Genomic DNA, 22,358 nt, shown 5'->3' on the forward strand with positions numbered 1-22,358 from the left:
CAATTTACGGGTGATTTACACTATTGATGTCTATTTCTACTATAATTTCATTACGCCTTCCGATCAATGCAAAAGGCGGATTATAACCGAGGTAGCTAAAATGGCTTAAATATTGGATATCATTGGATTGCAAGAGCGATTTAAGCCGCTCAGTATACTTTTTAATTTTCCGGTCATTGGTCCATCCCCCAAAACGGATGGCCGCAACGTATTTCTCAGGCTCCTGTTTGAATTTAACGCCGGAATCATTTGGCTTCGGTAAATCTTCCAGCTTGTACGCTGCAGGTACCATAAACATCATGGTCACTGAATCTTCCATGGTCATCGCTACCGGAGAAGTCATGGCGATCTTTTGCTGTTGGGCATTGTTGCCAAAAATATAACCCGCCAGCATTCTGAACCCGTTCCTGGAAGTTTCTTCATAAGAAGCCTGGTCCATGGTCACGTAGGTAAAATTGGCCGGCTCGTACGCCCGGACCTCAAAGGCATCAAATGATTTGACCACCTTGTATGGGTACATTTCTATGTTACTGGTGGCTCTTGAACTTAATATCTGTGCCAGAATAAATATCCCTGCCAAAGAGACCAAAACGATCAGAATAATTTTCATTGAATTATAATAACTTGGTGATTTTGTCGCTCATGGGGGTCGTTATGCTATAGTAGTAATCCATGAAATTTCCTTCTTCATCGATCAGATACTTCTGGAAATTCCATTTCACCGTACTGTTTTTAACCCCGTTTAATTCCTTGCTGGTCAGCCATGCATACAAAGGATGCTGGTTTTCCCCTTTGACATCCACCTTTTCGGTGATCAGGAAAGTAACCCCGTAGTTTACGGAACAGAAATGCTGGATTTCATCCGCACTTCCGGGTTCCTGGCCACCAAATTGATTACAAGGTACCCCTATGATCATCAGTTTATCCTGATATGTTTCATAGAGTTTCTCCAGGTCCGCATACTGTGGTGTAAATCCACACTCGGAGGCTACATTTACGAAAAGGATTTTTTTGCCTTTATAATCAGATAAATTAACAGGTTCCCCCGTTAAGCTATTGATCTGGATGTCATAAATCGAAGCGGACATAAGATTTTTGTTTGTGTTTTTGGCTTTGCTTTCAAAAAAGCCGGTAAAAAAGCTCATAAATAGCATTGATGTTAATAAAATAATTCCGGTTAATTTCCAGGTTGACATGGTATGCAATTAATTGTGTTGAATATAATGCTGAAGTTCAGCCATTTTTTCATGATTTTGAAATGCCCCGCCGTAATAAGTAGTGATCGTTGTTGAGGTATCATCTTTTACACCCCGCGAAGATACACATAGATGCTTTGCATCAATAATGACTGCAATATCTTCTGTATTCAACGCATTTTTCAATTCCATGGCGATCTGGTTGGTCAGTCTTTCCTGAACTTGTGGCCGTTTGGCGTAATATTGAACAATCCTGTTGAGTTTAGACAAACCAATCACCTTGCCCGATGAAATGTAAGCTACGTGCGCCTTTCCTATGATCGGAACAAAATGGTGTTCACAATTGGAATAAAAAGTAATATTCTTTTCTACGAGCATTTGATTGTACTGATACTTATTATCAAACAACGCCACTCGTGGTTTGTTCGCCGGATTCAGGCCTGAGAAAATTTCATCGATGTACATCTTTGCTACCCTGTCCGGGGTACCTTTCAGCGAATCATCGCTTAGGTCAAGCCCCATTACTTCCATAATCTCGGCAAAGAGAACGGCAATTTTTTCTTTTTTTACTTCATCGGAAAGATCAAAAGCATTTTTTCTCATGGGGGTTTCTAATCCTGTAAACAGATGATCGTCCCCAATTTCTTCAAAAGTAAATTGTTTAAGAGGACTTCTATCTTTTAAATGAATGACTGCCATGGTTCGTATTTTTTAGTGTAATTGAGTTGTTTATTGAAATAAAAATATTTTTGTTTATTATTTACAGTATAAAGTTAAACAAAAATAAATGACAATTGCAAATAATAGAGCATTAATTTTCAATAAAAATTGAAACAAATCAATAAATCTACCATTTACAATTGTTTAAATTTTGATAAAAATCGTAAAACAAAAACACCGTATACTCAAAACCAGTCATTTATATAAGGAAGAAAAATACAAATCATCATTTGCATTGACGGAAGTCATTTTTTTGTTTTTCGCGACTTCGTAAAATGCATCCAAATTTTTAATCATTAAAACCCAAACGTTATGTATTTAGTAAATTGGTTCCAGGCAAATGCGATGCTACTTGCTATGACTGTGGTATTGGTCGGTCTTCCTATCGTGCTGCTCATTTATGTCTTCGGGAAAAAACCGGGAAATCAGGACAGCGAGGAAGAATAACTTTTCGGCAACAGAAAAAAATTTAACTTTACGGCACAAAAAATTCCAAAGTCGTGTCGAAATACCATTCTTTAGAAGCTGTCCAGGCAGAAATTCAGTTCGGACTCTCTACCTGTGAAAAGGTGGTGAAGTATTATCTTGCCCAGATCGAAGCTACGAGTTACCTCAATATCTATATCGAAGTTTACGCCGAAGAAGCTTTAAAAAGAGCGAGAGAACTGGATAAGCGATATAAAGAGGATCGGGACAGTTTGGGCAGCCTTTACGGAATGGTACTTTCCATCAAAGATAATTTGTGCCACAAGGATCACAAAGTTACCGCAGGGTCAAAAATTCTATCTGGTTTTACTTCCCTGTTTTCAGCTACGGCTATAGACCGACTGCTGGCCGAAGATGTCATTATCCTGGGCAGGGTAAATTGTGATGAATTTGGCATGGGCTCTTCGACCGAAAACTCCTGTTACAAACCCACCCTCAATGCAGACAACCCCGCCCGGGTACCCGGGGGCTCTTCGGGTGGATCTGCGGTTTCCGTGCAGGCCGACACCTGTCTGGCTTCTCTGGGAACAGATACAGGAGGTTCCGTGCGACAACCGGCTGCCTTTTGCGGCATCATCGGTATGAAGCCTACCTACGGACGTATTTCCCGCTACGGCCTGCTGGCTTATGGGTCTTCCTTTGATCAGATCGGCGTATTGACAAAATGTGTGGATGATGCTGCACGGCTACTGGAGATCATGTCGGGTCCCGACGAATTTGACAGCACTGCCAGCAAAAAACCAGTACCTGATTATTTCAGGAACCTCGATTTTAAAGGCGAAGCGCGTATCGCCTACTTCAATTCGGCACTGGATCATAATAGCCTTGACCCGGAAATGAGGAAAGCCTCAGCAAAAATGTTTTTTCAACTGCGGGAAAAAGGACATACCGTGGAAGCCGTGGATTTTGAATACCTGGACTACATCATCCCTGCATATTACGTGCTCACTACCGCAGAAGCCAGTTCGAACCTCTCCCGTTATGACGGTATCCGTTTCGGTCATCGCAGCGAACATCCGCATGATCTTCCGGAAACCTACAAACAATCGAGAACCGAAGGATTCGGCACAGAGGTCAAGCGGCGTATCATGCTGGGTACCTTTGTTCTCAGCTCAGGTTATTACGATGCTTACTACACCAAAGCCCAAAAGGTACGACGCCTCATCCAGGAAAAAACACTGGAGATTTTAAAAGACTACGATTTTATTTTCATGCCGGCCGCTCCCTCCACCGCCTGGAAAATCGGTGAAAAAATTGACGACCCTGTTGAAACCTACCTCGCCGACATTTTCACCGTGCAGGCAAACATGGTAGGCATTCCTGCCATTGCCATCCCCGCCGGACGACACACTAATGGAATGGCCATGGGGGTCCAGTTCATGGCCAATAAATTTGAAGAACAAAAATTACTGGCTTTTGCCAAACAGGTGAATTTATTTCCCGAGATATGAAAGGGGAAAATTGAAGATGGAGAAATCGCACCACATGTCGGGAGGGTTGGGGCACTTTAACAACAATGTCTCAAAAATTGTCGCCTTAGGCGCAAAATCAAAAAGATAAACCCGAAATCAACACATTTGTCGTTCAAATTTCGTTATTTTAGGAACGATTCATCAACCAGACTTTAATTTGAAAGTTTTCTTAAAGATGATGGTTAAAATGCTTGAAAACTAAATTTTTTGCAAAAGCTACACAGAAATGTCCTTAATTCATCCTGTTAAAGGGAATATCCTTCGCTAAGGACCGTTAAATTAGTCTTTTGTAATTCGAAAATTACAGATGAAATGATCCGATCAATAATTAAAATTTTCATTTTTGCCTTCGGTTTGCTCTTTTTAGCTCCTTTACAGGCACGCCACATAATCGGAGGCGTGATGACTTATGAATGTCTGGGCAATGATGACTACCGTTTTACCCTAAAAGTTTACCGTGACTGCAACTGCCAGAACTGTGCTTATTTTGACACACCGGCGGCTATTGGCATTTATCGGTGCGGAACAAATATTGATTGCAATTCACTCGGTCAAAACTCTACTTATGCTACGATTTATGTGCCACTGGGGCCGGTTTCCCAGGTAGAAATGCCTGATTATCCGTGCCTGATTCCCCCCAATGTATGTGTGCAGGAAGGCGTATACACTTTCACCGTTCACCTGCCCCAAAGCCTCGAAAGTTACCACATTTCCTATCAGCGTTGTTGTCGCAATGAAACCATTAACAACATCATAGCGCCTGATGAGACAGGAGCCACCTATACCATTGAGATTACTCCTGAAGCCCAGTCTTCATGCAATAACAGTCCTGTTTTCAATTCTTTTCCTCCAATCGTTATTTGTGCCGGGCAACCACTGGAATACGACCACTCGGCTACCGATCCTGAAGGAGATTTGTTGCTTTATAAATTTTGCTCCCCACTGAAAGGTGGTGGTAACCTTTTAGATAACAGCAATTATGAAACCTGCGCAGGTGCCGCCCCGAACCCGGCATGTCCTCCGCCTTATGATGATGTGTTTTTTAATGCCCCTGCCTTTACCCCCCTGGCACCCATGGGGGGGAACCCGGTGGTCAGCATTGACCCCCTTACGGGAATCATTACCGGCACGCCTGAACTGATCGGTCAGTACGTAGTGGGCGTTTGCGTGGAAGAATACCGAAACGGGGTACTCCTGAGTACCGTTTTTCGTGATTTCCAATTCAACGTAGCCAATTGTGATCCACTGGTCGTCGCCGACATCCAGGAAGATGAGATCATTTCCCAGCAGGAATTCCTGATCAACTCCTGTGGTAATACCGTGATTAATTTCGTCAATCAAAGTTACCAGCAACAATACATAGATCAATGGGAATGGACTTTTGACGTGGGAGGGTCTTCTGTAAGCTCATCCCAATGGAGCCCGACCATCAATTTTCCGGGAGTGGGCGTTTATAACGGTACGCTTATCCTCAACCCTGGAACAGAATGTGGCGATACAGCACTGATCAAGGTAAATATATTCCCGGCCATCGATGCGGATTTTACTTTTGCCTACGATACCTGTGTGGCTGGTCCTGTCAACTTCACCGATCTGTCAACCACGGGAAGTTGCTGCCTGACAGGCTGGAACTGGGAGTTTGGCGACGGCGATTATAGCCTCACCAAAAACCCATCTCACATTTACATGGAGCCCGGAGATATTCCTGTACGGTTGACGGTTAGGGATACCAATCAATGCGAGGATGTCATTATTAAATCCATCCCTTATTTTCCGGCACCGGCGCTCATTGTCATTGCCCCGAATTCATTTTTCGGATGTGAACCGGCAGATATTTTCTTTGACAACCTCTCTTTTCCCATTGATACAACCTACGATATTGTATGGAACTTTGGTGACGGAGAATCAGGATACGATATAAGCCCCTGGCATACCTATAATATGCCCGGAATTTTCACGGTGGATGTTTCCATTACCTCCCCCATTGGCTGTGAGATCAGCGAGATCTTTCCTAATCTTATCCAAATCGAGCCTTCCCCTGAAGCAGGATTCAGCTTTTTCCCCAAGGATATCAGTATCCTGGAGCCGGAGGTGTCCTTTACCGACGAGTCAATGGGAGCGGCAGGGATTTACTGGACCTTCGGCGACGGAGATTTTTCTTCGATATGGAATCCCGTTCACCTTTATAGTGATACCGGAACGGTGGCCGTCACCCAAATCGTTACCCATATCAGCGGTTGTAAAGATACCCTGGTTCAATACCTTGACATTAAACCGGAGGTAAGGTATTTTCTACCCAATGCCTTCACGCCTAACAATGATTCGGTCAATGAATACTACAAAGGGGTAGGCATACTGGACGGAGCGAAGAACTTCAAGTTCTCCGTGTGGAACAGATGGGGCGAACTGGTTTTTGAAACCAATGACCCGCTGGAAGGCTGGAACGGAACGAAATTCAATAATGGCAAGCCTTCTCCCTCCGGGGTGTATGTCGTCCTGGCCAGTTTTACCGGGCCGAGGGGAAAACATTTTGAATATAAAGGGTTCGCTACCCTCATCAGGTAACTTTGAATGCGGTCAATATAGGGTCTAATTTTAAAGTTAGACCCTATATTGACCGAAATCCACCACAATTGAATCCAACCTTAAAAAGAATTTTCCGGGCCATTGTTGGCATCCTTTTTATCGCCCTTTTCGCCCGGATCAATATAGATCTGCCCGGTGGCATTCCCATTAGCGGGCAGAGTTTCGCGGTATTGGTGACCGCCATTTTATTGGGTCGAAAATGGGGAACATTATCCGTTTTGGGATATGTGATTATCGGAATATTGGGATGGCCCGTTTTCGCTGAAGGGGCTGCCGGCATCAAAGTGCTTTATTCGGGAAGTGGAGGATTCATCATCGGGTTCATCGTAGCGGCTTTTTTCACCGGATGGCTTGGAGACAGGGGCTGGAAGTTTACCTTTTGGAAAAGTCTAACAGCCATGAGCCTTGGCACCTTTATCATTTTACTTTTCGGTGTAGGCAAACTTACTTACGATTACAACCTTTTGCAGGCCCTCCAATGGGGTTTTTACCCATTTCTTTGGGGAGCTTTAGCCAAGATAATTTTAGGAGCAATCCTTTCTGCAGCCCTCCACTCAAAACAGCATGAATCAGCCTCCAAAGGATAATCACCTTTTGTTTTGGCCTTTAATCTTGTAAAATTCAAAGTTCGTCCTACAATCCTGTCATTTTTCCTTTGAAATTCCTTATTTTAACCATCAATTGACCACCCGCTTTCCAAAACCACACCCGAAATGATCCGACTATTTTCAAAAACAATAATATTATGGCTTGCCATTTCTTATTTCTCCCCCCTTTCGGCCAACCACATCATCGGCGGCGTAATGACATACAAATGCCTGGGAAATGATGATTATGAAATCACGACAAAGATATATCGCGACTGCAATTGCCAAAGTTGTGCGTTCTTTGATCCGGAGCTGCCCATTGGCATTTATAAATGTGGTACGAATATCAATTGTTCGAGCCTGGATCAGACGTCAACTTTTGCCACTGCTTTTCCTATAGTGGACTCTATCACCCTGGTAGACATTCCTGATTACCCTTGTCTCATACCACCCGATGTTTGCGTTCAACAGGCCACTTATATCTTTACGGTCAATCTTCCATTGAGTACCGAAAGTTACCACCTGACTTATCAAAGATGTTGCAGAAATGCGACGATCAATAATATTTTGTTACCCAATGAGACTGGCGCCACTTTTACCATTGAAATCACCCCGGAAGCCCAGGCAGTATGCAATAACAGTCCTGTTTTCAACAGTTTTCCTCCCATAGTCATCTGTGCGGACCAACCGCTGGAATACGACCATTCAGCCACCGATCCGGATGGAGATCTTTTGCTCTACAAATTCTGCCCACCGCTTGAAGGGGCAGGATATATACTTGACGGAAGCCTCGTCGAAACCTGCCAGGGGGTATTTCCCAATCCAGGATGCCCACCTCCTTACGGCGGTGTTTCTTTTACGCTTCCCTCCTATTCGACCCTAACACCCATGGGAGGGAATCCGGTCATTTCTATTGACCCTTTGACCGGATTAATAACGGGAACGCCCAATTTGACAGGTCAATTCGTGGTTGGCGTTTGTGTTGAGGAATACAGAAATGGCGTTTTGCTGGGCAAAGTTTTTCGTGATTTTCAATTTAATGTGACCCCTTGTGACCCCCTTGTTGTGGCTGATGTTTTAGAAGATGAGGAGATCACTCCTCAGGAATTTGTCCTCAATTCCTGTGGCAACACCACCGTAAATATTCCCAACCAAAGCTACCAGCAGCAATTTATTGACGACTGGCAGTGGGATTTTGAAATCGACGGTTCTTTAACGTCTTTTACGGAATGGAGCCCCACTATTGATTTCCAGGAAGCCGGGCAATATAATGGCCTGCTCATTCTCAACCCCAATACAGCCTGTGGAGATACAGCAATCATCCATGTCAATATTTTTCCGACAGTGGAAGCTGATTTTTCCTTTGATTATGATACCTGCGTGGCAGGACCTGTTGTTTTCACCGATCTGTCGACCACGGGTAGTTGCTGCCTGACCAGCTGGAGTTGGGAGTTTGGGGACGGAGGTTATTCCATTTCCCAAAATCCGGAACATGAATACCTGGATCCGGGAGATTATGAGGTCCGGCTAACCGCCCGAGACACCAACCAATGCGAATCTATTACCAAAAATTACCTGGCTTACTATCCGCTTCCTGAAATAATCCTGATTGCTCCCGACACCTATTCCGGTTGCGAGCCGGCGGAAATTTACTTTGATAATTTGTCTTCTCCCATCAATGCATCTTATGATATCCTGTGGCACTTTGGAGATGGCCAAAGTTCCTCTGATTTGAGTCCCCTTCACACCTATATAAATGCTGGTTTATTTACGGTAGATGTTTTTATTGCTTCCCCCGTTGGGTGTGAGGTTAGCAATACTTTTTCCGACCTGATCAACATTGAAGCATCTCCTTTAGCCGGATTCAGCTTTACACCTCAAGAAACCAGCATACTGGAACCTGAAGTCACTTTTACGGATGAATCCCTTGACGCCGCAAGCATTTACTGGACTTTCGGGGATGGGTTTTCTTCCTCCCTCCCAAATCCAGTGCATACTTACCGGGATACTGGCTTTTTGGCCATTTCACAAATCGTTACTCACTTGGATGGCTGTAAGGATACTTTAATTCAATATTTGGATATTCGTCCGGAAGTGCGGTATTTTTTACCCAATGCTTTTACGCCTAACAATGATTCGGTCAACGAAAACTACAAAGGGGTAGGAATCCTGGAAGGGGTGAAAAATTTCAATTTTTCGATATGGAATCGCTGGGGAGAACTGGTCTTTGAAACACAGGATCCAGATCAAGGGTGGAACGGATTGAAATTCAATACAGGGAGGCCGGCTCCACAAGGTGAGTATGTGGTGAAAGTAAGTTATATCGACCCCAGGGGGCATCGCGTTGAGCATAAAGGTTTTGCTACTTTGATCCGATAACCCCTTCCCCTAAACCCTGATCGAGCAGGAGTTGCCAATATCCCACATCGCGCCAACCACCGAATTTAAACCCAACTGCTTTGAAATGGGCCACCTTTTCAAAACCAAACTTCTCATGTAAAATGATGCTGGCTTCATTCGGCAGAGCAATACCTCCCATAATTGCATGTATGCCTGCCTTTTTTAAAATTTCAAAAAGTTTTTCATAAAGCGCCTTTCCAATGCCCTGTCCTTGATAACCGTTTCGAATATAAACTGATACTTCAACCGAATGCTTGTAGGCAGCTCTTGCCTTCCAGGGTTTCGCATAGGCATACCCCACCAATTCATTCTTTTCTAAACAGACTAACCATGGCAAAATATTATTGTGAAGCTTTATTCTTTCTTCCATAGCCACCGTATCAAGCGCCTCGATTTCAAAGGTGGCCGTGGAATTTAAAATATAGTAATTGTAAATGTCCACAATTTTTGGAGCATCACTTAAAGCAACCGTTCGGATCATTTTTGTTTTTATTTCAAATATAATACACAAAGACAATTTCACAACATTTCCTATATTCGCCAATCAAATACCAGACAATGACAAAAAATTACCTCTGTATACACGGCCACTTTTACCAGCCTCCCCGGGAAAACCCGTGGTTGGACAGGATAGAAAAAGAACCTTCTGCAGCACCTTTTGACAACTGGAACCAGCGCATCAATGCAGAATGCTACCATACCAATGCCTTTGCCCGTATCCTCAATGACGAAGGGCGCATTCGACATCTTTTGAATAATTACGAATACATAAGTTTCAATTTCGGCCCTACCCTGCTTTCCTGGATGGAAAAAATGGACATGGAAACTTACGAGGCTATCCTCAATGCCGATCGGAGAAGTCGGGAAAGACTGGGGCACGGCAATGCACTGGCCCAGGTTTACAATCACATTATCATGCCCCTGGCCAATGAACGCGACAAACATACCCAGGTTATTTGGGGTATCCGGGATTTTGAATTTCGCTTTGGGAGGAAGCCTGAAGGCATGTGGCTGGCCGAAACGGCAGTAGACCTCCCTACCCTGGAAGTCCTGGCAGAGCATGGTATTCAATTTACCATTCTTGCGCCGGGGCAGGCAAAAGCTTTTCGTCAATTGGGTAAAAAAGATTGGGAGGAAATTATTGGTACCGGGATCAATACCCGCCGGCCCTATTTGTGCAAATTACCTTCAGGTAAGACCATAAACCTCTTCTTTTACGACGGAGGTCTTTCACAGGCCGTTGCCTTCGAAGGGCTCCTGAATTACGGGAAATTTTTTGCCGAAAGGTTAACGAAGGATTTTAATGATGATGTGGTAGAACTCATCCATATCGCCACTGACGGAGAATCTTACGGCCATCACCACAGACATGGTGAAATGGCCCTGGCTCATGCGCTCCATCACGTTCAAAAGCACGAACTGGCCACTTTGACGAATTATGCGACTTTCCTCGAAGATTTTCCACCTACTTTTGAAGTGCAACTCCACGAAAACAGTTCATGGAGTTGTTATCATGGGGTAGAACGATGGCGATCCAATTGCGGTTGCCATATGGGAGGGAATAATGGCTGGACCCAGGAATGGAGAAAAAACCTAAGAGAAATACTCGACTGGCTTCGTGACGAACTGGCGGTAATCTATGAGCGGGAAGCTTCAAAGCTGACAAAATCTCCATGGGATATGAGAAACAATTACATCCACTGGATATTGAAAAACAGAAACATTTCCCCAGTAATGTTGTCTGCACCTGATGAAATCAACACGGAAGTACATGACCTGTCCGATCCTTATTATCTCGACCCCACACTCCTACAGTTGCTTGAAATGCAGCACAATGCTTTACTCATGTTTACCAGCTGTGCCTGGTTTTTTGATGAAATTTCAGGTATTGAATCGACGCAGGTATTAAAATACGCCAAGCGGGCCATGGAGATAGCCCAGGATCTTACAGGAATTGATCTTCATGATACGTTTGTGAGAAAACTGGAAATTGCCCATTCGAACGTCTATGAGAACGGCGCCACCATTTATAAGGAACATATAATCCCCGCAAGGCTTAAAGCCATGGGAAAAGTTTTCTTCCAAGGCTTTTTAAACATCAATGAAGAAACGGATCTCAAAACGATCCAGGAGCTTACACAAATGCTCGTGAATCTCCGGGAGGCTCATATTACGGTAGACCATCTCAATAAATGCCAGAACCATTATCATCGCATGGAAAGACAATTTGTTAATAACCAATTAACCTTTCCCAGTAACGAATGGGAAGATGCTTTTGAAGATTTGGGTGAAGCGCTTGGCTTCGACTGAACTTATTTATTAAGGAACAATCAGTTTTGCCTGTTGGTCGGCCAGTCCGATTTTAACAAAAGTACCGGCATTGAAACGTAGAAAATCTTTTTCGATGCCGTCACTAAAAATTACACCGTTTTCCGGCATTAGGGATTCAATGGTGAGTGGGCGGGCATTGTCCACCACGCCGGAAACCAGGTCAATGCCGGTAGCATGGCTCAGGTAAGGTTCACGAACGACGTACAACAAATATTCTGCGTTCCATTCAATGGTATGTCTGCCCGACTGTTGCTGCCGTTGCTGACCGGTAAGCCCGTTGATCGCATGTTGCATATTGTAAACCGAACTCAGCCAACCCGTAGAACCCGCTCCTGTGGAAATCAGGATTCCGCTGGAAGACTGGGCTTCTTCCCTGTTTTGATAATGCACTTTGTACCGGGCTGAAACGTGAGTGGCTGCTCCTATAAAAAGATCATTAAAAGCGATAAGGCTTTGCCCGTCACTGGTCGATGCTTTGGCCATCGTCACGGATTTAAAATTTCCCTTCCCGGACAGCACTTGTTCCAGTCCCGGGTTAAAGGTTTTCGAGCGGAAAGGTAGCAGTACACCATTGTACTGTTCCGGATCGGGATTGACCGCAATGATGGGCTGGCTTCCAACATATTTTGCAGTGTTGGCCACCAACCCGTCCTGCCCGATCACGATGATCAAATGGTTTTCTGAAAAGATGAAAGAGGGCAGGAATTCCCGGGCCACGATCTTGTATTTTATCACGAACGACAGTTCCTGCTCAATACTTTCAAGACACCTGTAGAAATTATCGTGCTCCTTTTGGAAAAGGTCAAAGTTCCCTCCGGCATTTTCAATATAAAACTTAGCCTGCATTTTGGTGTTGTACCGCTCCACCAACCGTTCCAATCTCGTTTTATCCCGAATGATGAGTGCGTATTCCAGTGCTTTCATTTAACCTGTTATTATTTTTATGGTTTTTTAATACTTAGAACGTCAATACTTTCGAACATTAATTATCCAGGCAATCGAAACCTGCCTTTGTCGTCGGCAGGCTCCTGTTGCAGAAGTTTCTGCACTAATTAATGTTCCGGGGTATAAAAAGCTTTGCACTACTTTTGCATGATACTTTCCAAAAGATCTGGTGTAATGTTGAGGTTACCGATTTTACCGACGTTTTCTGCCAGGGAGCGGAAAGCCAGGGCGATATTTTGTTTGGCATCTCCATTCCCCACAAGCGCCTGAACGGTCTTCCAATCCATTTCTTTGTAAGGCTTGAGGCTTGCTTCTGCCACCAGTCCTTTAATTTCGGCTTCCTTCCTTTCATTTTCCACCTTTATGCCAACGAGTTCCTCTCTTTGCTTTTCTATGGAAATATCCGCTGCCACATTCATCTCTCTTAAAGTGCGTGTGTTTTGTGCCTGCATCACCTGGCTTTCCATTTTCTTTTCGGAGATCTGTTTCTTCTTTTCTTCCACGGCAATTTCGGTGCTCAACTCGGTTTCCTTGATCTTTCTTTCCTGCTCCACAGCAAAGTTTCTTCGCTCATAAACCGCTTCATCTGCTTGCTGCTGAAGGCGCTCGCGTGTTTCGGTCTCCAGGGCACGTTCCATTTCAGGATTCGCTTTCACCGCCAGGACGTTTGCCGCAAGAATATCTACGCCCATCAATTGCAGGGCGGCGGAAATTTTGAGCCCTTCTTTGATCCTGCTTTCAATTTCCTTGGAAGAACTGATCGCATTTTTTAACCCGATACTCTGAATAAAGGAAGCGGTGGCCGTCTGGGCTTCGTTGATGATGCGTTGGGATAATTTTTCAATGTCGTCTTTTTTGTACTTGCCTTGTTGATTGACCGTAAAGTCAAGTACTTCTGCCAGTTTCACGGGCTCACTTATCTTAAAAGTAATTTGCCCCTGGATCGTCACGGCCTGGTAATCTGATGTGGTTTCCCTGAAAATAAAAGGCAGGTCATTACTGCCAATGGGGATGGCCACGATGGAACTGTTGGGCGCAAAATAAAAAAATGACAACCCTTTTCCCTGTTTCTTTATGACGCCGTTCTGGTAGTGTATAACGTGTGCCATTGGGTCAAATTTGATATAATTGAAACCGAACATAATGTTGATTTTTGAAGTGAAAAAATACTTAGTTTCATTTTTAAACTAAGTCAAAAATAAAGGCTTTCCATTTAAAAGTCAAGAGCCCTGGAATTTTTTTTTAAAAGAATGGAACAAAAGATGGAAGGAGGATGGAATTTTTTTTTGAATTATGGTGTTGGAAGGAGTGAATAACAAAACTAAATAAACCCAAATACGATGAAAAATATAACAAATCTAAAAGGTGAAGCCCGTTTCTGTGGCAATTCATTTTTCCATTAGGAATCTCCTGAACGGAACGGAAAATAAGTAAAAAACAAAAGCGGCGACCACTGCTTTCAGAGCCATTGGCTTGCCCTTTTCGAACATTTTGATCAGGTTTCGAGCCTTGCATTGCGTGTCTTTCCCGGAAGACAAAGGCCCTTTCCATGCCCGCAAGAGAAATAACCCGGTATGCCTCCCTCCTGCTTACCGGCTTGCAGTTCACCATATTTCTTAACCACTAAAATTGAATGATTATGAACTTTTTAATGATGTTTTTGGCAGGAATCGGTATCGAAGATATTATTACCTAGGGGATACCGAGCAGCTTCCCTGTTTTTTGGTTTTGATGTAGTAACCACCGATTTTTCAGCAGGTACAGCACACAAGCATTTTTTCTTGAAGAAAGGAGCATTTAGGTCGCAGTAGCCTGTCCCCGGCACATCGTGCCCTGACGTTGCTCAAATTTTATTTTCGGTGATTAAATTTTTAAAACCAATTAGCAGGGAGCTGCTAATTATTGATCAAGACCGTACTCACTTTAAATCATTTAGCTTTTCGATCAACCAGGCTTTATTAAAAAGGTAGGGAGCTTTTTCTAATTCTTCCAGCATTTTTTGAGAATTTCCTTCAGGTCTGGTCAACAGTCTCGTATATTTAATCATATTCAGGGTAGCTTCCTGGTTGGGCAACCCCAATTTTTTAACATTCCGCCTGATCCAATGCTCGAAAGCATTCAAATGATACTCTAATACATCAAATGACCTGATTTCAAATAAACACTGTGATTTTATGATTCGGTAGCGAAGCCCCAGGTCAGGAGAAAAAAATTCTCCCGTGTTTAAAAACTCCAGCGCCTTATCGTATTGAGCTTCTTCAATCGCTATAATAGCCTCTGCTATTTTTACGGCATCCGCTCGTAATTTATCCTCCAGGTTTCCGGCAAGTTTTTCAATGACTTCCCTGGCAAAGGCGATATCCTTTGCCCTGCAGGCGGTGGTTATTATATTATTGAAGGCGACGGAGGATATTTTGCCATCTTCAAGAACGATACCGCTGTATAACCCAAACCTGTAAATATCCAATGGCTCCTCACCATACAACAGGATCTGCCCCCGTTTCATTTTTTGCGATACGTAATTGAGTAAAAATCCGTAAAAAAGAGATTTGTCATTGGGCTCCGCCAATTGATAGTTGTTGAAAATCAATTGCTTTAATTCCAGGTAAGCTTCAAAATCTTCCTCCTCCAAAAGCCTTAACATCAGCAAATAAATCTTGTTGAAAATGTTGCCACTATAAGGTGGTTCAAGGCACATGCTTTTAGCTTCCTCCAGTAAAGGGTAATTCATTTTTTCCTTTTGCATCCCAGTAATAAAGGACAATTCACAGGCATATTTTAAAGTGCCGCTTATCCATAGGGCATTGAGGTGCCGTATCGTTTCGTTAAGAGTCTGGGTTCTTCCTTCAAAACCATCGGTATTGCGATAAAAATATCTATCGTGTTTTAATCGCAATCGCCTGGATTCGTTCCACATATCGAGGTTATCATTCTGTTCAAGCCGTTGCCAGGCCTTGTCGAAATACTTTTTGTAAAAATCATAAATATTCCTTTCCCGGTAAATCTCCAGCAAGGTTTCGTCTCTTCTGAAGGTATCTTTTTGCATTTCGCCCCACAACAGGTAATCCTCCAGGTAATTTTTGATCTCTCCCAGGGTATTGAAAAGGTTAGAACGATGGCTTTTAGTTTTCAACGGACGGGCAAATATCTTTTGATGGGCGTACCCGGCTTCCAATTTATTTTCAAACCTATAGTCGGGATGGTATTTGTGTAGGTAATCAAAAACATGGTGCAGCACCGTTTTTTGGGGATAAAGTCCCTTCAGGTAGGACTTGAAGCCTTTCATCTCAGCAGGAGACATATTTTTTAAGAGAATAAATACTTTACTGCTTAACAAAATGCAAAAAATTGTGGTGAAAATTAAGCATAAATACTGCAGCCATTCGAAGCGACCGAAGAAATATCTATGCATACCTCCTGTGCAATAAATACACTGCCAAATTTACACATATAATTTTGAAAATTAAGGTTTTATAATAAATAAAAATCAATTCAGATACGAATACGGCAGGGCATAAACCAGACGATACTGCAAAAATAATTGACCGGTAAAAACCAAAAAATACATGGTGAAAGCGGTGAAAATTGTAGGTGATTTTTTATAAAAAACCCTGCATTTTTGAATTGAATTAAAAAAGCCGGAAAAAACCAAATACCTGCAATTTGAAAAGGGGATGTTTCCTTCGAACCTGATCTTCAGGAGCTATTCGGCGGAATCATCCCCGGAGTGCATAGCCATAAAACATCCGACCAGCAATGAGTGAAAATAGAAAATACATTCTGGATAAATTCGAGGAATACCTGTACGAAAACTATAAATCCTTTTGCGAAAGGCATAAACTGGAAGAAAGCCTGACCGGGTTCATCACTTTCCTGATCGACCAGGAGCTGGTACCCACCACAAACATCAAAAAATACACAGTGTTACACGAATATGAAAACCTGCACCAAAAACTCCCGGCCCAAAAAACCAGAGCGGTCCATACCCTAGCCGAGCGGTTCAACATTTCAGAACGTTCGGTTTGGGGTATCCTGCAGGGAAACAAAAACAGCTAAAATCCTATGTTGTCAAAACACGCTCGCTCCAAAACCACCTATCCAAAAAAAAGAGCAACCCCTCATCATAGGCGCAATGATGGGCACCAGCGGGTCCGCTCCCGATCTGATCGGACGGGCCTGCGCTCGCTTATCCCAACAGACGGCAATGAAATTTGCCCCCTGGTGTCCCCCCATATGATGTTTTAGCTTAAGATTTATTCACCTTCAGCTCCATCGGGCCGGAATAATTTTTGTGTTCGATGATTTGTGATGGCAGGTTAAAGCCATGGGCGAGCAACAGGTCCTTCACTTCCTGTATGACCCTGCTGCGAATGGTGATGCCCAGGTAAGAAGGGGAGACTGTTTTGTTCTTTAAAATATCTACCCAAAACAGTACCTTCAGGTTTACGGTAAATTCCGCAATTTCCATGACAATGACGTTAGCCTCGGGTTGTTTGAGCACCTCGGGTTGTTGCGAAAGATAATCCCTGATCAGCCGGGTGGCTTCGGCAATATCCGATGGTATATCCAGGCCTACCATAAACTCAAGCCTCAGCAATCCGTCCAAAGTATAGTTGATGACCACATTTTTCACGATCATGGAGTTGGGAATAAAAATATCTTTTCCTTCAATATTCCGCAAATGGATGGTTCTCATATCCATTTCCTTCACCACTCCTTTATGCCCATCCACTTCAATAACATGCCCAATTCGGAAGGGCCTTTTGGCCACCAGCAAGGCACCTGCCAGGAAATTTTCGCCAATATCTTTAAAGGCAAACCCCAGGATGATGGCGGTGATTCCTGCCCCGGCCATAATGCTGCTGACAATTCCTGTCATGTTCAGAATATCCAGTGCAGCGAGCAGGCCGATCAGGTATAAAAGCCATTTGATGCTGTTGGTTATGAATTTCGTCACAATGGTTCCTTCCCACTTAGATAAAAATCGTTTATTGACAAATTTGTAAAGGAAATGGCCCATCAAAAAAAAGATGAGCATAACGATAATAGCTACCAGGATATTGGGCGCCATTTCGATCAAATGATCCCAAAATTCGAGAAAAGTCTGCCGCAATTTTTCATTCATGGTAAAACATTTTTGAAAGAACCTAAAAGCTAAAACCACTTTACCAACCTACTTTTAATAAAACACCAACTTCTTCTCCTAAGTTGTACAAATCCACAAACAGATAAGGTTTATCGCCCCCCTTCACCTTAAACTTTAGCCTTTAATCTTTAATCTTTAGCCTTTAATCTTTAGCCTTTAATCTTTAGCCTTTAATCTTTTAAAACCGCTTCCCAAAGCACCTCCACCGGATGAAGAGCCTTTTTTTTCGTCCCATCGGCAATTTGTTGCCGACAACTCGCGCCCGGGGCGGCAATGACCGTCCCCCCGGCAGCCCCTTTCACCGCAGGAAACAATACCATCTCCCCGATTTTCATACTGAGGCCGTAATGTTCTTTTTCATAACCAAAAGAACCGGCCATACCGCAACAGCCGGAAGGGATAATCTCTACCGAATAATTTTTAGGCAGACTCATAATCCAGGCCGATTTTTCCTGGGCCGATAAAGATTTCTGATGGCAATGACCATGCAATAATATATGGCGGGAAGCCTGCGTAAAAGAAGTCGCAACAATATTTTCTTTTTCGATCTCCCGATGCAAAAATTCCTCAATGGTCAGCGTAAAAGGAGCGAGGGCTGTGGCTTTTTCCTGCCATTCCCCACGCAACAAGGAAGGATATTCATCGCGAAAACCCAATATGCCCGAAGGTTCTATCCCCACAAGCGGCACGGCTTCGGAGATCAAAGGAAAAAATAATTTTACATTCTTCCGGGCAATTTTTTGTGCCTCTTCCATTAATCCTTTGGAAATTTGCACCCTAGCACTATCTGTCCAGGGCAACATTTTGACTTCATACCCAAGACTGGTTAGCAATTCAATGGCCTTTATGCCGATAGCCGTATCATTAAAATTAACGACTTCATCGCAGAACAGGTAGAGTTTTCCTTTCAATGGATTTTGTACCCTGGGAGGATTGGCTTTGTACCATTTATCCAAAGTCGTTTTGTACAAGAGCGGCAAGGGTCGCTGGTGGGCAATACCGAGCACGTTTTTCAACAGGCCACTGCTCAGCGCATGCTTCAGGAAGAAATTCGTCACCGTCGGGAAAAGGCTTCCCAGGTTATTCAGCTGGGCTGATCGGGCAAAAAACCGGCTGCGGAAAGGGACTTTTTGGGTTTTGTAATATTGGTGCAGGAACTCGGCCTTTAATTTCGGCATATCCACATTCGACGGGCATTCGGCAGTGCAGCCTTTACACGACAAACAAAGGTCGAGCACCCGGTAAAGTTCTTCCTGGTCAAAAGGGTTGGCTTCCTCATTACGACTCAGCAATTCACGCAGGGCATTGGCACGGCCGCGGGTAGAGTCCTTCTCATCCATGGTAGCCCTGAAACTGGGACACATGGTCCCGCCGGCAATATTGGGTTTGCGGCAATCGCCCGATCCCGTACATTTTTCTACTGCTCCAATATAACCGGAGGTATCGGAAAAATCAAAGATGGTCTCAAACCTGCGGTTGACCTGCCCTTCGTCAAAGCGAAGGGAAGTATTCATCACGGGGGCATCCACGATCTTCCCGGGATTGAATATTCCTCGGGGATCCCATTGCTGTTTGATCCGTTTGAGCAAAGCATAGTTGTCCGCCCCCAACATCATGGGCAAAAACTGGGCCCTCAATCTCCCGTCACCATGTTCCCCGCTTAAGGCGCCTCTGTATTTTTTGACCAGTTTTGCGGAAGCTTCAGTCAAGTCAAAAAGCAATTGTCTGTCCTCCCTGTCCTTGAGGTTTAAAATGGGCCGCAGGTGAATCTCCCCGGCTCCGGCATGGGCGTAATAGATCGGTTCCTGACCGTAGGAAGTCAATAATTGATCAAATTCATCGATATAGTCAGGAAGATCCTTTATGTCCACTGCGGTATCCTCTATACAAGCAACCGCTTTGGCATCGCCGGGAATATTCGCGAGAATGCCGAGTCCTGCTTTTCTAAGATCCCATACGGCTTTCGTCCGGGCACCACTGACTTTGGGGTAATCATATCCCAATCCTGCCCGCCTAAAAGCTTCAGCAAGTTTATTGGCTTTCGCCTCAGCAGCTTCCTCCCTATTTTCTCGAAATTCAATGGTAAGAATAGCTTTGGGATCACCATTGACAAAAAAACGATTTTTTTGCTGTTCAATGTTTTCTTTACTCAACCTGAGAATGGTATCGTCCATCAGTTCACAAGCCGTCGGCTGGTGTTCCATCGCCAGCACTACCGCCCTCATGGCTTCGTTCATACTCCGGAAATGGGCACAAAGCACCACATCATGGGCAGGAGGCAGCGGATCGACGTGCAGCTTAATGGCCGTGGTAAAGGCCAGGGTTCCTTCCGATCCACACAGCAGTTTACACATATTGAACACCTCCCCTCCCCCGGTAAAGACTTCTGACTCCAGCAAATAGTCCACCGCATAACCCGTGTTCCGACGGTGGATGCTTGGTCGTGGATACTCCTTCCTGATGGATTCCTGCAGACCGGGAGTGGCGAGTTCGGATTGAAGCTGGCGGTAAATATCTCCTTCCAGGGTATTCTCCTTCGCCTTAGCGGCAAAATCAGATCGACCCATCGGCCCGAAGGTAACGGTCGAGCCATCACTCAATATCACTTCCAGTTCGAGCGTATGATCGCGGGTGGAGCCGTAAACGATAGAGGTGGTTCCACAGGAATTGTTCCCCACCATTCCTCCCATCATGCAGCGGTTGGCCGTGGACGTATTGGGCCCGAAAAACATGCCATAGTGTTGAAGAAATTCATTGAGTTCATCGCGCACTACCCCCGGTTGTACCTTTACCCATCGTTCTTTCACATTGATTTCCAGAATGCGGTTCATTTTTGAAATATCCACCACGATCCCCTGGCCCACGCACTGCCCCGCCAGGGAGGTTCCGGCGGCGCGCGGGATAATGGACAGGCCGTTTTCCCGCACAAAATCAATGATAAGTTTAATATCTTCGATCGTTTCGGGCATACAAACCGCTAGGGGATATTCCCGGTAAATGGAAGCATCGGTAGCATACAGAGCCTGCATGAGCTTGTCGGTATAAAAAGCTCCCTGCAGCCGGGAGGTGAGGATAGAGAAGTCAGGTGTATTCATAAAACCGGTTGACTTATTTAAAAAAGTCAAATTACAAATCCATCCTCACAATAACAATAGATGCCATTGGAAATAGTTTATCATTATGAATGGAGGCTTGTTTTCTAGACTTTTATGCCCGGAAGGGTGAAGCTGAAAGCCGGGGTTATCGGACTTTTTTGTTTTTTTGGATATGCTTCGGAGATCGGGGAGGAATTACTTAGCTATATCAAAATCGTACATTCATATTAAAAAAAAATCTTAAAAAAATGTCACGTTTGCCTTGTTCATGGCTTTTATAGGTAAAAGCCACATTACTATACATCATGGCAGGACACAGGATTTCCAATCAAAATAGCTTACATTTTCTCACTATCACAGCGGTGGTATGGGTAGGTGTTTTTACAAGGGAAAATATCATATTAAAACGGTCATTGGAAAATTTCATCCTTTGAAATAGAAATCTTTTTATCATAAAAATCGTTAACTTTATGCAACAACAATCAATTTATCAAATCAGGCAAGTCATGAGTACAGAGCAAATCAAGGAAGTATTACATCTTCGAATTGAACAAGCGGACGAAAGGCTGCTAAGTGTATTGTCCGAGGTAACCGAAAGCCTTTTTAAAAGTTACCAACCGGAAGCTTTGGAAGAAAGCCGTCAACAACGCATAGCGGCTTACGAAGCCAGCTTAAAGCCTATGACGAAAGAAGAGCTGGTAGCCAGAGCAATCGATTCAGAGGAAGATATTAAAGCCGGACGTATTCATGACATAGAAGAGGTAAAGGCTAAGTTGGGCTTATGAAACTTCGTTTTACGGCCAATGCACTTCGACGGATTACCCAAATATCAGATTATTACAACGATACTGGAAATCCTAAAAAAGGTCGCCATATTACCCGTCAAATCCTTGCTCGTTCCGAAGAACTGGAAGAGTATCCTGAGTTGGGACCGGAAGAAGAAAACCTGCGTGAAGTGGAATCTGGTCACCGTTCCCTATTTGTTGGGGCAGCATACAAGATAATTTACCTGATTGCCACACCTTTCATTATTATTACCGATATTTTTGATACCCGGCAAGATCCGAATAAGATGAAGTCATAGGCCTGCCCAGCAAAGCTAAACGTCTAGCTCACGATGTCCGAAGCTAGACGGACAAATAAAATAAAAAAAGATCGATGGTTTAGGCCTGCCTGCTCCGCCGGAAGGCTGCGACCATCGGGTATGATGAGCGTATAGGATCGAAGCAAAAAGCCTGTCTGCCTCTTGCTGACGCCGAAGGCAGGCAGGTTTTTAGCTTCGACCATCGCCTGGTCGTTCGATGTTGAAAGCCTGGAACAACATCACCCGCTATTTTAAGCATTTTTCTTAAAATATATTTTCCCGGTTATCTTCAGACTAAGGAGATCATGAA

General features: G+C 44.0%; 17 protein-coding genes. 8 read left to right on the forward strand and 9 right to left on the reverse strand.

What is annotated here, in order from left to right:
* Positions 1-4 precede the first annotated feature (4 nt).
* Genes H6571_23495 through folE form a run of 3 tightly spaced genes read right to left on the reverse strand, consistent with a single transcriptional unit; the run spans position 5 to position 1,895 of the window.
* On the reverse strand, positions 5-610 hold the full coding sequence (locus tag H6571_23495) for a heme-binding protein (protein ID MCB9326712.1): 606 nt from the start codon (positions 608-610) through the stop codon (positions 5-7).
* A gap of 4 nt (positions 611-614) precedes the next feature.
* Positions 615-1,145 (reverse strand): glutathione peroxidase, encoded by a 531-nt coding sequence (locus H6571_23500; protein MCB9326713.1) that lies wholly within the window; start codon positions 1,143-1,145, stop codon positions 615-617.
* 60 nt (positions 1,146-1,205) lie between these two features.
* Positions 1,206-1,895: a GTP cyclohydrolase I FolE gene (folE, locus tag H6571_23505; GenBank protein MCB9326714.1), complete on the reverse strand. Its 690-nt coding sequence runs from the start codon at positions 1,893-1,895 to the stop codon at positions 1,206-1,208.
* Between the two features lie 521 nt (positions 1,896-2,416).
* Here folE and gatA point away from each other — a divergent pair.
* From gatA to H6571_23525, 4 genes are all read left to right on the forward strand, one after another.
* A complete protein-coding gene (gene gatA / locus H6571_23510) occupies positions 2,417-3,853 on the forward strand; it encodes an Asp-tRNA(Asn)/Glu-tRNA(Gln) amidotransferase subunit GatA (GenBank protein ID MCB9326715.1) in 1,437 nt (478 codons plus the stop codon).
* A gap of 333 nt (positions 3,854-4,186) precedes the next feature.
* Entirely contained in the window at positions 4,187-6,439 is a 2,253-nt protein-coding gene (locus H6571_23515) for a gliding motility-associated C-terminal domain-containing protein (protein MCB9326716.1), read from the forward strand.
* A gap of 68 nt (positions 6,440-6,507) precedes the next feature.
* On the forward strand, positions 6,508-7,047 hold the full coding sequence (locus tag H6571_23520) for a biotin transporter BioY (GenBank protein ID MCB9326717.1): 540 nt from the start codon (positions 6,508-6,510) through the stop codon (positions 7,045-7,047).
* A gap of 126 nt (positions 7,048-7,173) precedes the next feature.
* Positions 7,174-9,426 (forward strand): PKD domain-containing protein, encoded by a 2,253-nt coding sequence (locus H6571_23525; GenBank protein ID MCB9326718.1) that lies wholly within the window; start codon positions 7,174-7,176, stop codon positions 9,424-9,426.
* Here H6571_23525 and H6571_23530 read toward each other — a convergent pair.
* Positions 9,410-9,928, reverse strand: a complete 519-nt coding sequence (locus tag H6571_23530) for an N-acetyltransferase (protein MCB9326719.1) — start codon at positions 9,926-9,928, stop codon at positions 9,410-9,412. The genes H6571_23525 and H6571_23530 overlap by 17 nt on opposite strands.
* 77 nt (positions 9,929-10,005) lie before the next feature.
* Between H6571_23530 and H6571_23535 the strand changes: the two genes are divergently transcribed.
* Positions 10,006-11,757, forward strand: a complete 1,752-nt coding sequence (locus H6571_23535; protein MCB9326720.1) for a DUF3536 domain-containing protein — start codon at positions 10,006-10,008, stop codon at positions 11,755-11,757.
* 9 nt (positions 11,758-11,766) lie between these two features.
* Here H6571_23535 and H6571_23540 read toward each other — a convergent pair whose 3' ends face one another.
* The 3 genes from H6571_23540 to H6571_23550 all read right to left on the reverse strand — a co-directional run bounded on the left by H6571_23540 (position 11,767) and on the right by H6571_23550 (position 16,024).
* On the reverse strand, positions 11,767-12,702 hold the full coding sequence (locus H6571_23540; GenBank protein ID MCB9326721.1) for a sugar kinase: 936 nt from the start codon (positions 12,700-12,702) through the stop codon (positions 11,767-11,769).
* A 158-nt stretch (positions 12,703-12,860) separates the two neighbouring features.
* A complete protein-coding gene (locus tag H6571_23545) occupies positions 12,861-13,865 on the reverse strand; it encodes a membrane protease subunit, stomatin/prohibitin (GenBank protein ID MCB9326722.1) in 1,005 nt (334 codons plus the stop codon).
* A 776-nt stretch (positions 13,866-14,641) separates the two neighbouring features.
* On the reverse strand, positions 14,642-16,024 hold the full coding sequence (locus H6571_23550) for a hypothetical protein (protein MCB9326723.1): 1,383 nt from the start codon (positions 16,022-16,024) through the stop codon (positions 14,642-14,644).
* A gap of 455 nt (positions 16,025-16,479) precedes the next feature.
* Here H6571_23550 and H6571_23555 point away from each other — a divergent pair, with 455 nt between their 5' ends.
* The gene (locus tag H6571_23555; GenBank protein MCB9326724.1) at positions 16,480-16,779 is read left to right on the forward strand and encodes a hypothetical protein; all 300 of its coding nucleotides are present in this window, start codon (positions 16,480-16,482) and stop codon (positions 16,777-16,779) included.
* A gap of 190 nt (positions 16,780-16,969) precedes the next feature.
* On the opposite strand, the gene H6571_23560 is transcribed toward H6571_23555, so the two are convergent.
* Together H6571_23560 and H6571_23565 are read right to left on the reverse strand one after the other, a co-directional pair.
* Complete coding sequence (locus tag H6571_23560; protein ID MCB9326725.1) at positions 16,970-17,848, reverse strand: mechanosensitive ion channel family protein; 879 nt, start codon at positions 17,846-17,848, stop codon at positions 16,970-16,972.
* Positions 17,849-18,039: 191 nt separating this feature from the next.
* Complete coding sequence (locus H6571_23565) at positions 18,040-20,964, reverse strand: FAD-binding oxidoreductase (protein MCB9326726.1); 2,925 nt, start codon at positions 20,962-20,964, stop codon at positions 18,040-18,042.
* A gap of 506 nt (positions 20,965-21,470) precedes the next feature.
* Between H6571_23565 and H6571_23570 the strand changes: the two genes are divergently transcribed.
* Complete coding sequence (locus H6571_23570) at positions 21,471-21,749, forward strand: hypothetical protein (GenBank protein ID MCB9326727.1); 279 nt, start codon at positions 21,471-21,473, stop codon at positions 21,747-21,749.
* Positions 21,746-22,048, forward strand: coding sequence for a type II toxin-antitoxin system RelE/ParE family toxin (locus tag H6571_23575; GenBank protein MCB9326728.1), 303 nt, complete (start codon positions 21,746-21,748; stop codon positions 22,046-22,048). Before H6571_23570 ends, H6571_23575 begins: the two co-directional genes overlap by 4 nt.
* Positions 22,049-22,358 lie beyond the last annotated feature (310 nt).

It is taken from the genome of Lewinellaceae bacterium, assembly GCA_020636105.1.
Taxonomy (GTDB): domain Bacteria; phylum Bacteroidota; class Bacteroidia; order Chitinophagales; family Saprospiraceae; genus BCD1.

What these genes read in the sequence shown, in the direction of transcription:
- H6571_23495 (MCB9326712.1), bottom strand. Translation starts at nt 610, where the DNA reads ATGAAAATTATTCTGATCGTTTTGGTCTCTTTGGCAGGGATATTTATT.
- H6571_23500 (MCB9326713.1), bottom strand. Translation starts at nt 1,145, where the DNA reads ATGAGCTTTTTTACCGGCTTTTTTGAAAGCAAAGCCAAAAACACAAAC.
- folE (MCB9326714.1), bottom strand. Translation starts at nt 1,895, where the DNA reads ATGGCAGTCATTCATTTAAAAGATAGAAGTCCTCTTAAACAATTTACT.
- H6571_23515 (MCB9326716.1), top strand. Translation starts at nt 4,187, where the DNA reads ATGATCCGATCAATAATTAAAATTTTCATTTTTGCCTTCGGTTTGCTC.
- H6571_23525 (MCB9326718.1), top strand. Translation starts at nt 7,174, where the DNA reads ATGATCCGACTATTTTCAAAAACAATAATATTATGGCTTGCCATTTCT.
- H6571_23530 (MCB9326719.1), bottom strand. Translation starts at nt 9,928, where the DNA reads ATGATCCGAACGGTTGCTTTAAGTGATGCTCCAAAAATTGTGGACATT.
- H6571_23535 (MCB9326720.1), top strand. Translation starts at nt 10,006, where the DNA reads ATGACAAAAAATTACCTCTGTATACACGGCCACTTTTACCAGCCTCCC.
- H6571_23540 (MCB9326721.1), bottom strand. Translation starts at nt 12,702, where the DNA reads ATGAAAGCACTGGAATACGCACTCATCATTCGGGATAAAACGAGATTG.
- H6571_23545 (MCB9326722.1), bottom strand. Translation starts at nt 13,865, where the DNA reads ATGTTCGGTTTCAATTATATCAAATTTGACCCAATGGCACACGTTATA.
- H6571_23550 (MCB9326723.1), bottom strand. Translation starts at nt 16,024, where the DNA reads ATGTCTCCTGCTGAGATGAAAGGCTTCAAGTCCTACCTGAAGGGACTT.
- H6571_23555 (MCB9326724.1), top strand. Translation starts at nt 16,480, where the DNA reads ATGAGTGAAAATAGAAAATACATTCTGGATAAATTCGAGGAATACCTG.
- H6571_23560 (MCB9326725.1), bottom strand. Translation starts at nt 17,848, where the DNA reads ATGAATGAAAAATTGCGGCAGACTTTTCTCGAATTTTGGGATCATTTG.
- H6571_23565 (MCB9326726.1), bottom strand. Translation starts at nt 20,964, where the DNA reads ATGAATACACCTGACTTCTCTATCCTCACCTCCCGGCTGCAGGGAGCT.
- H6571_23570 (MCB9326727.1), top strand. Translation starts at nt 21,471, where the DNA reads ATGAGTACAGAGCAAATCAAGGAAGTATTACATCTTCGAATTGAACAA.
- H6571_23575 (MCB9326728.1), top strand. Translation starts at nt 21,746, where the DNA reads ATGAAACTTCGTTTTACGGCCAATGCACTTCGACGGATTACCCAAATA.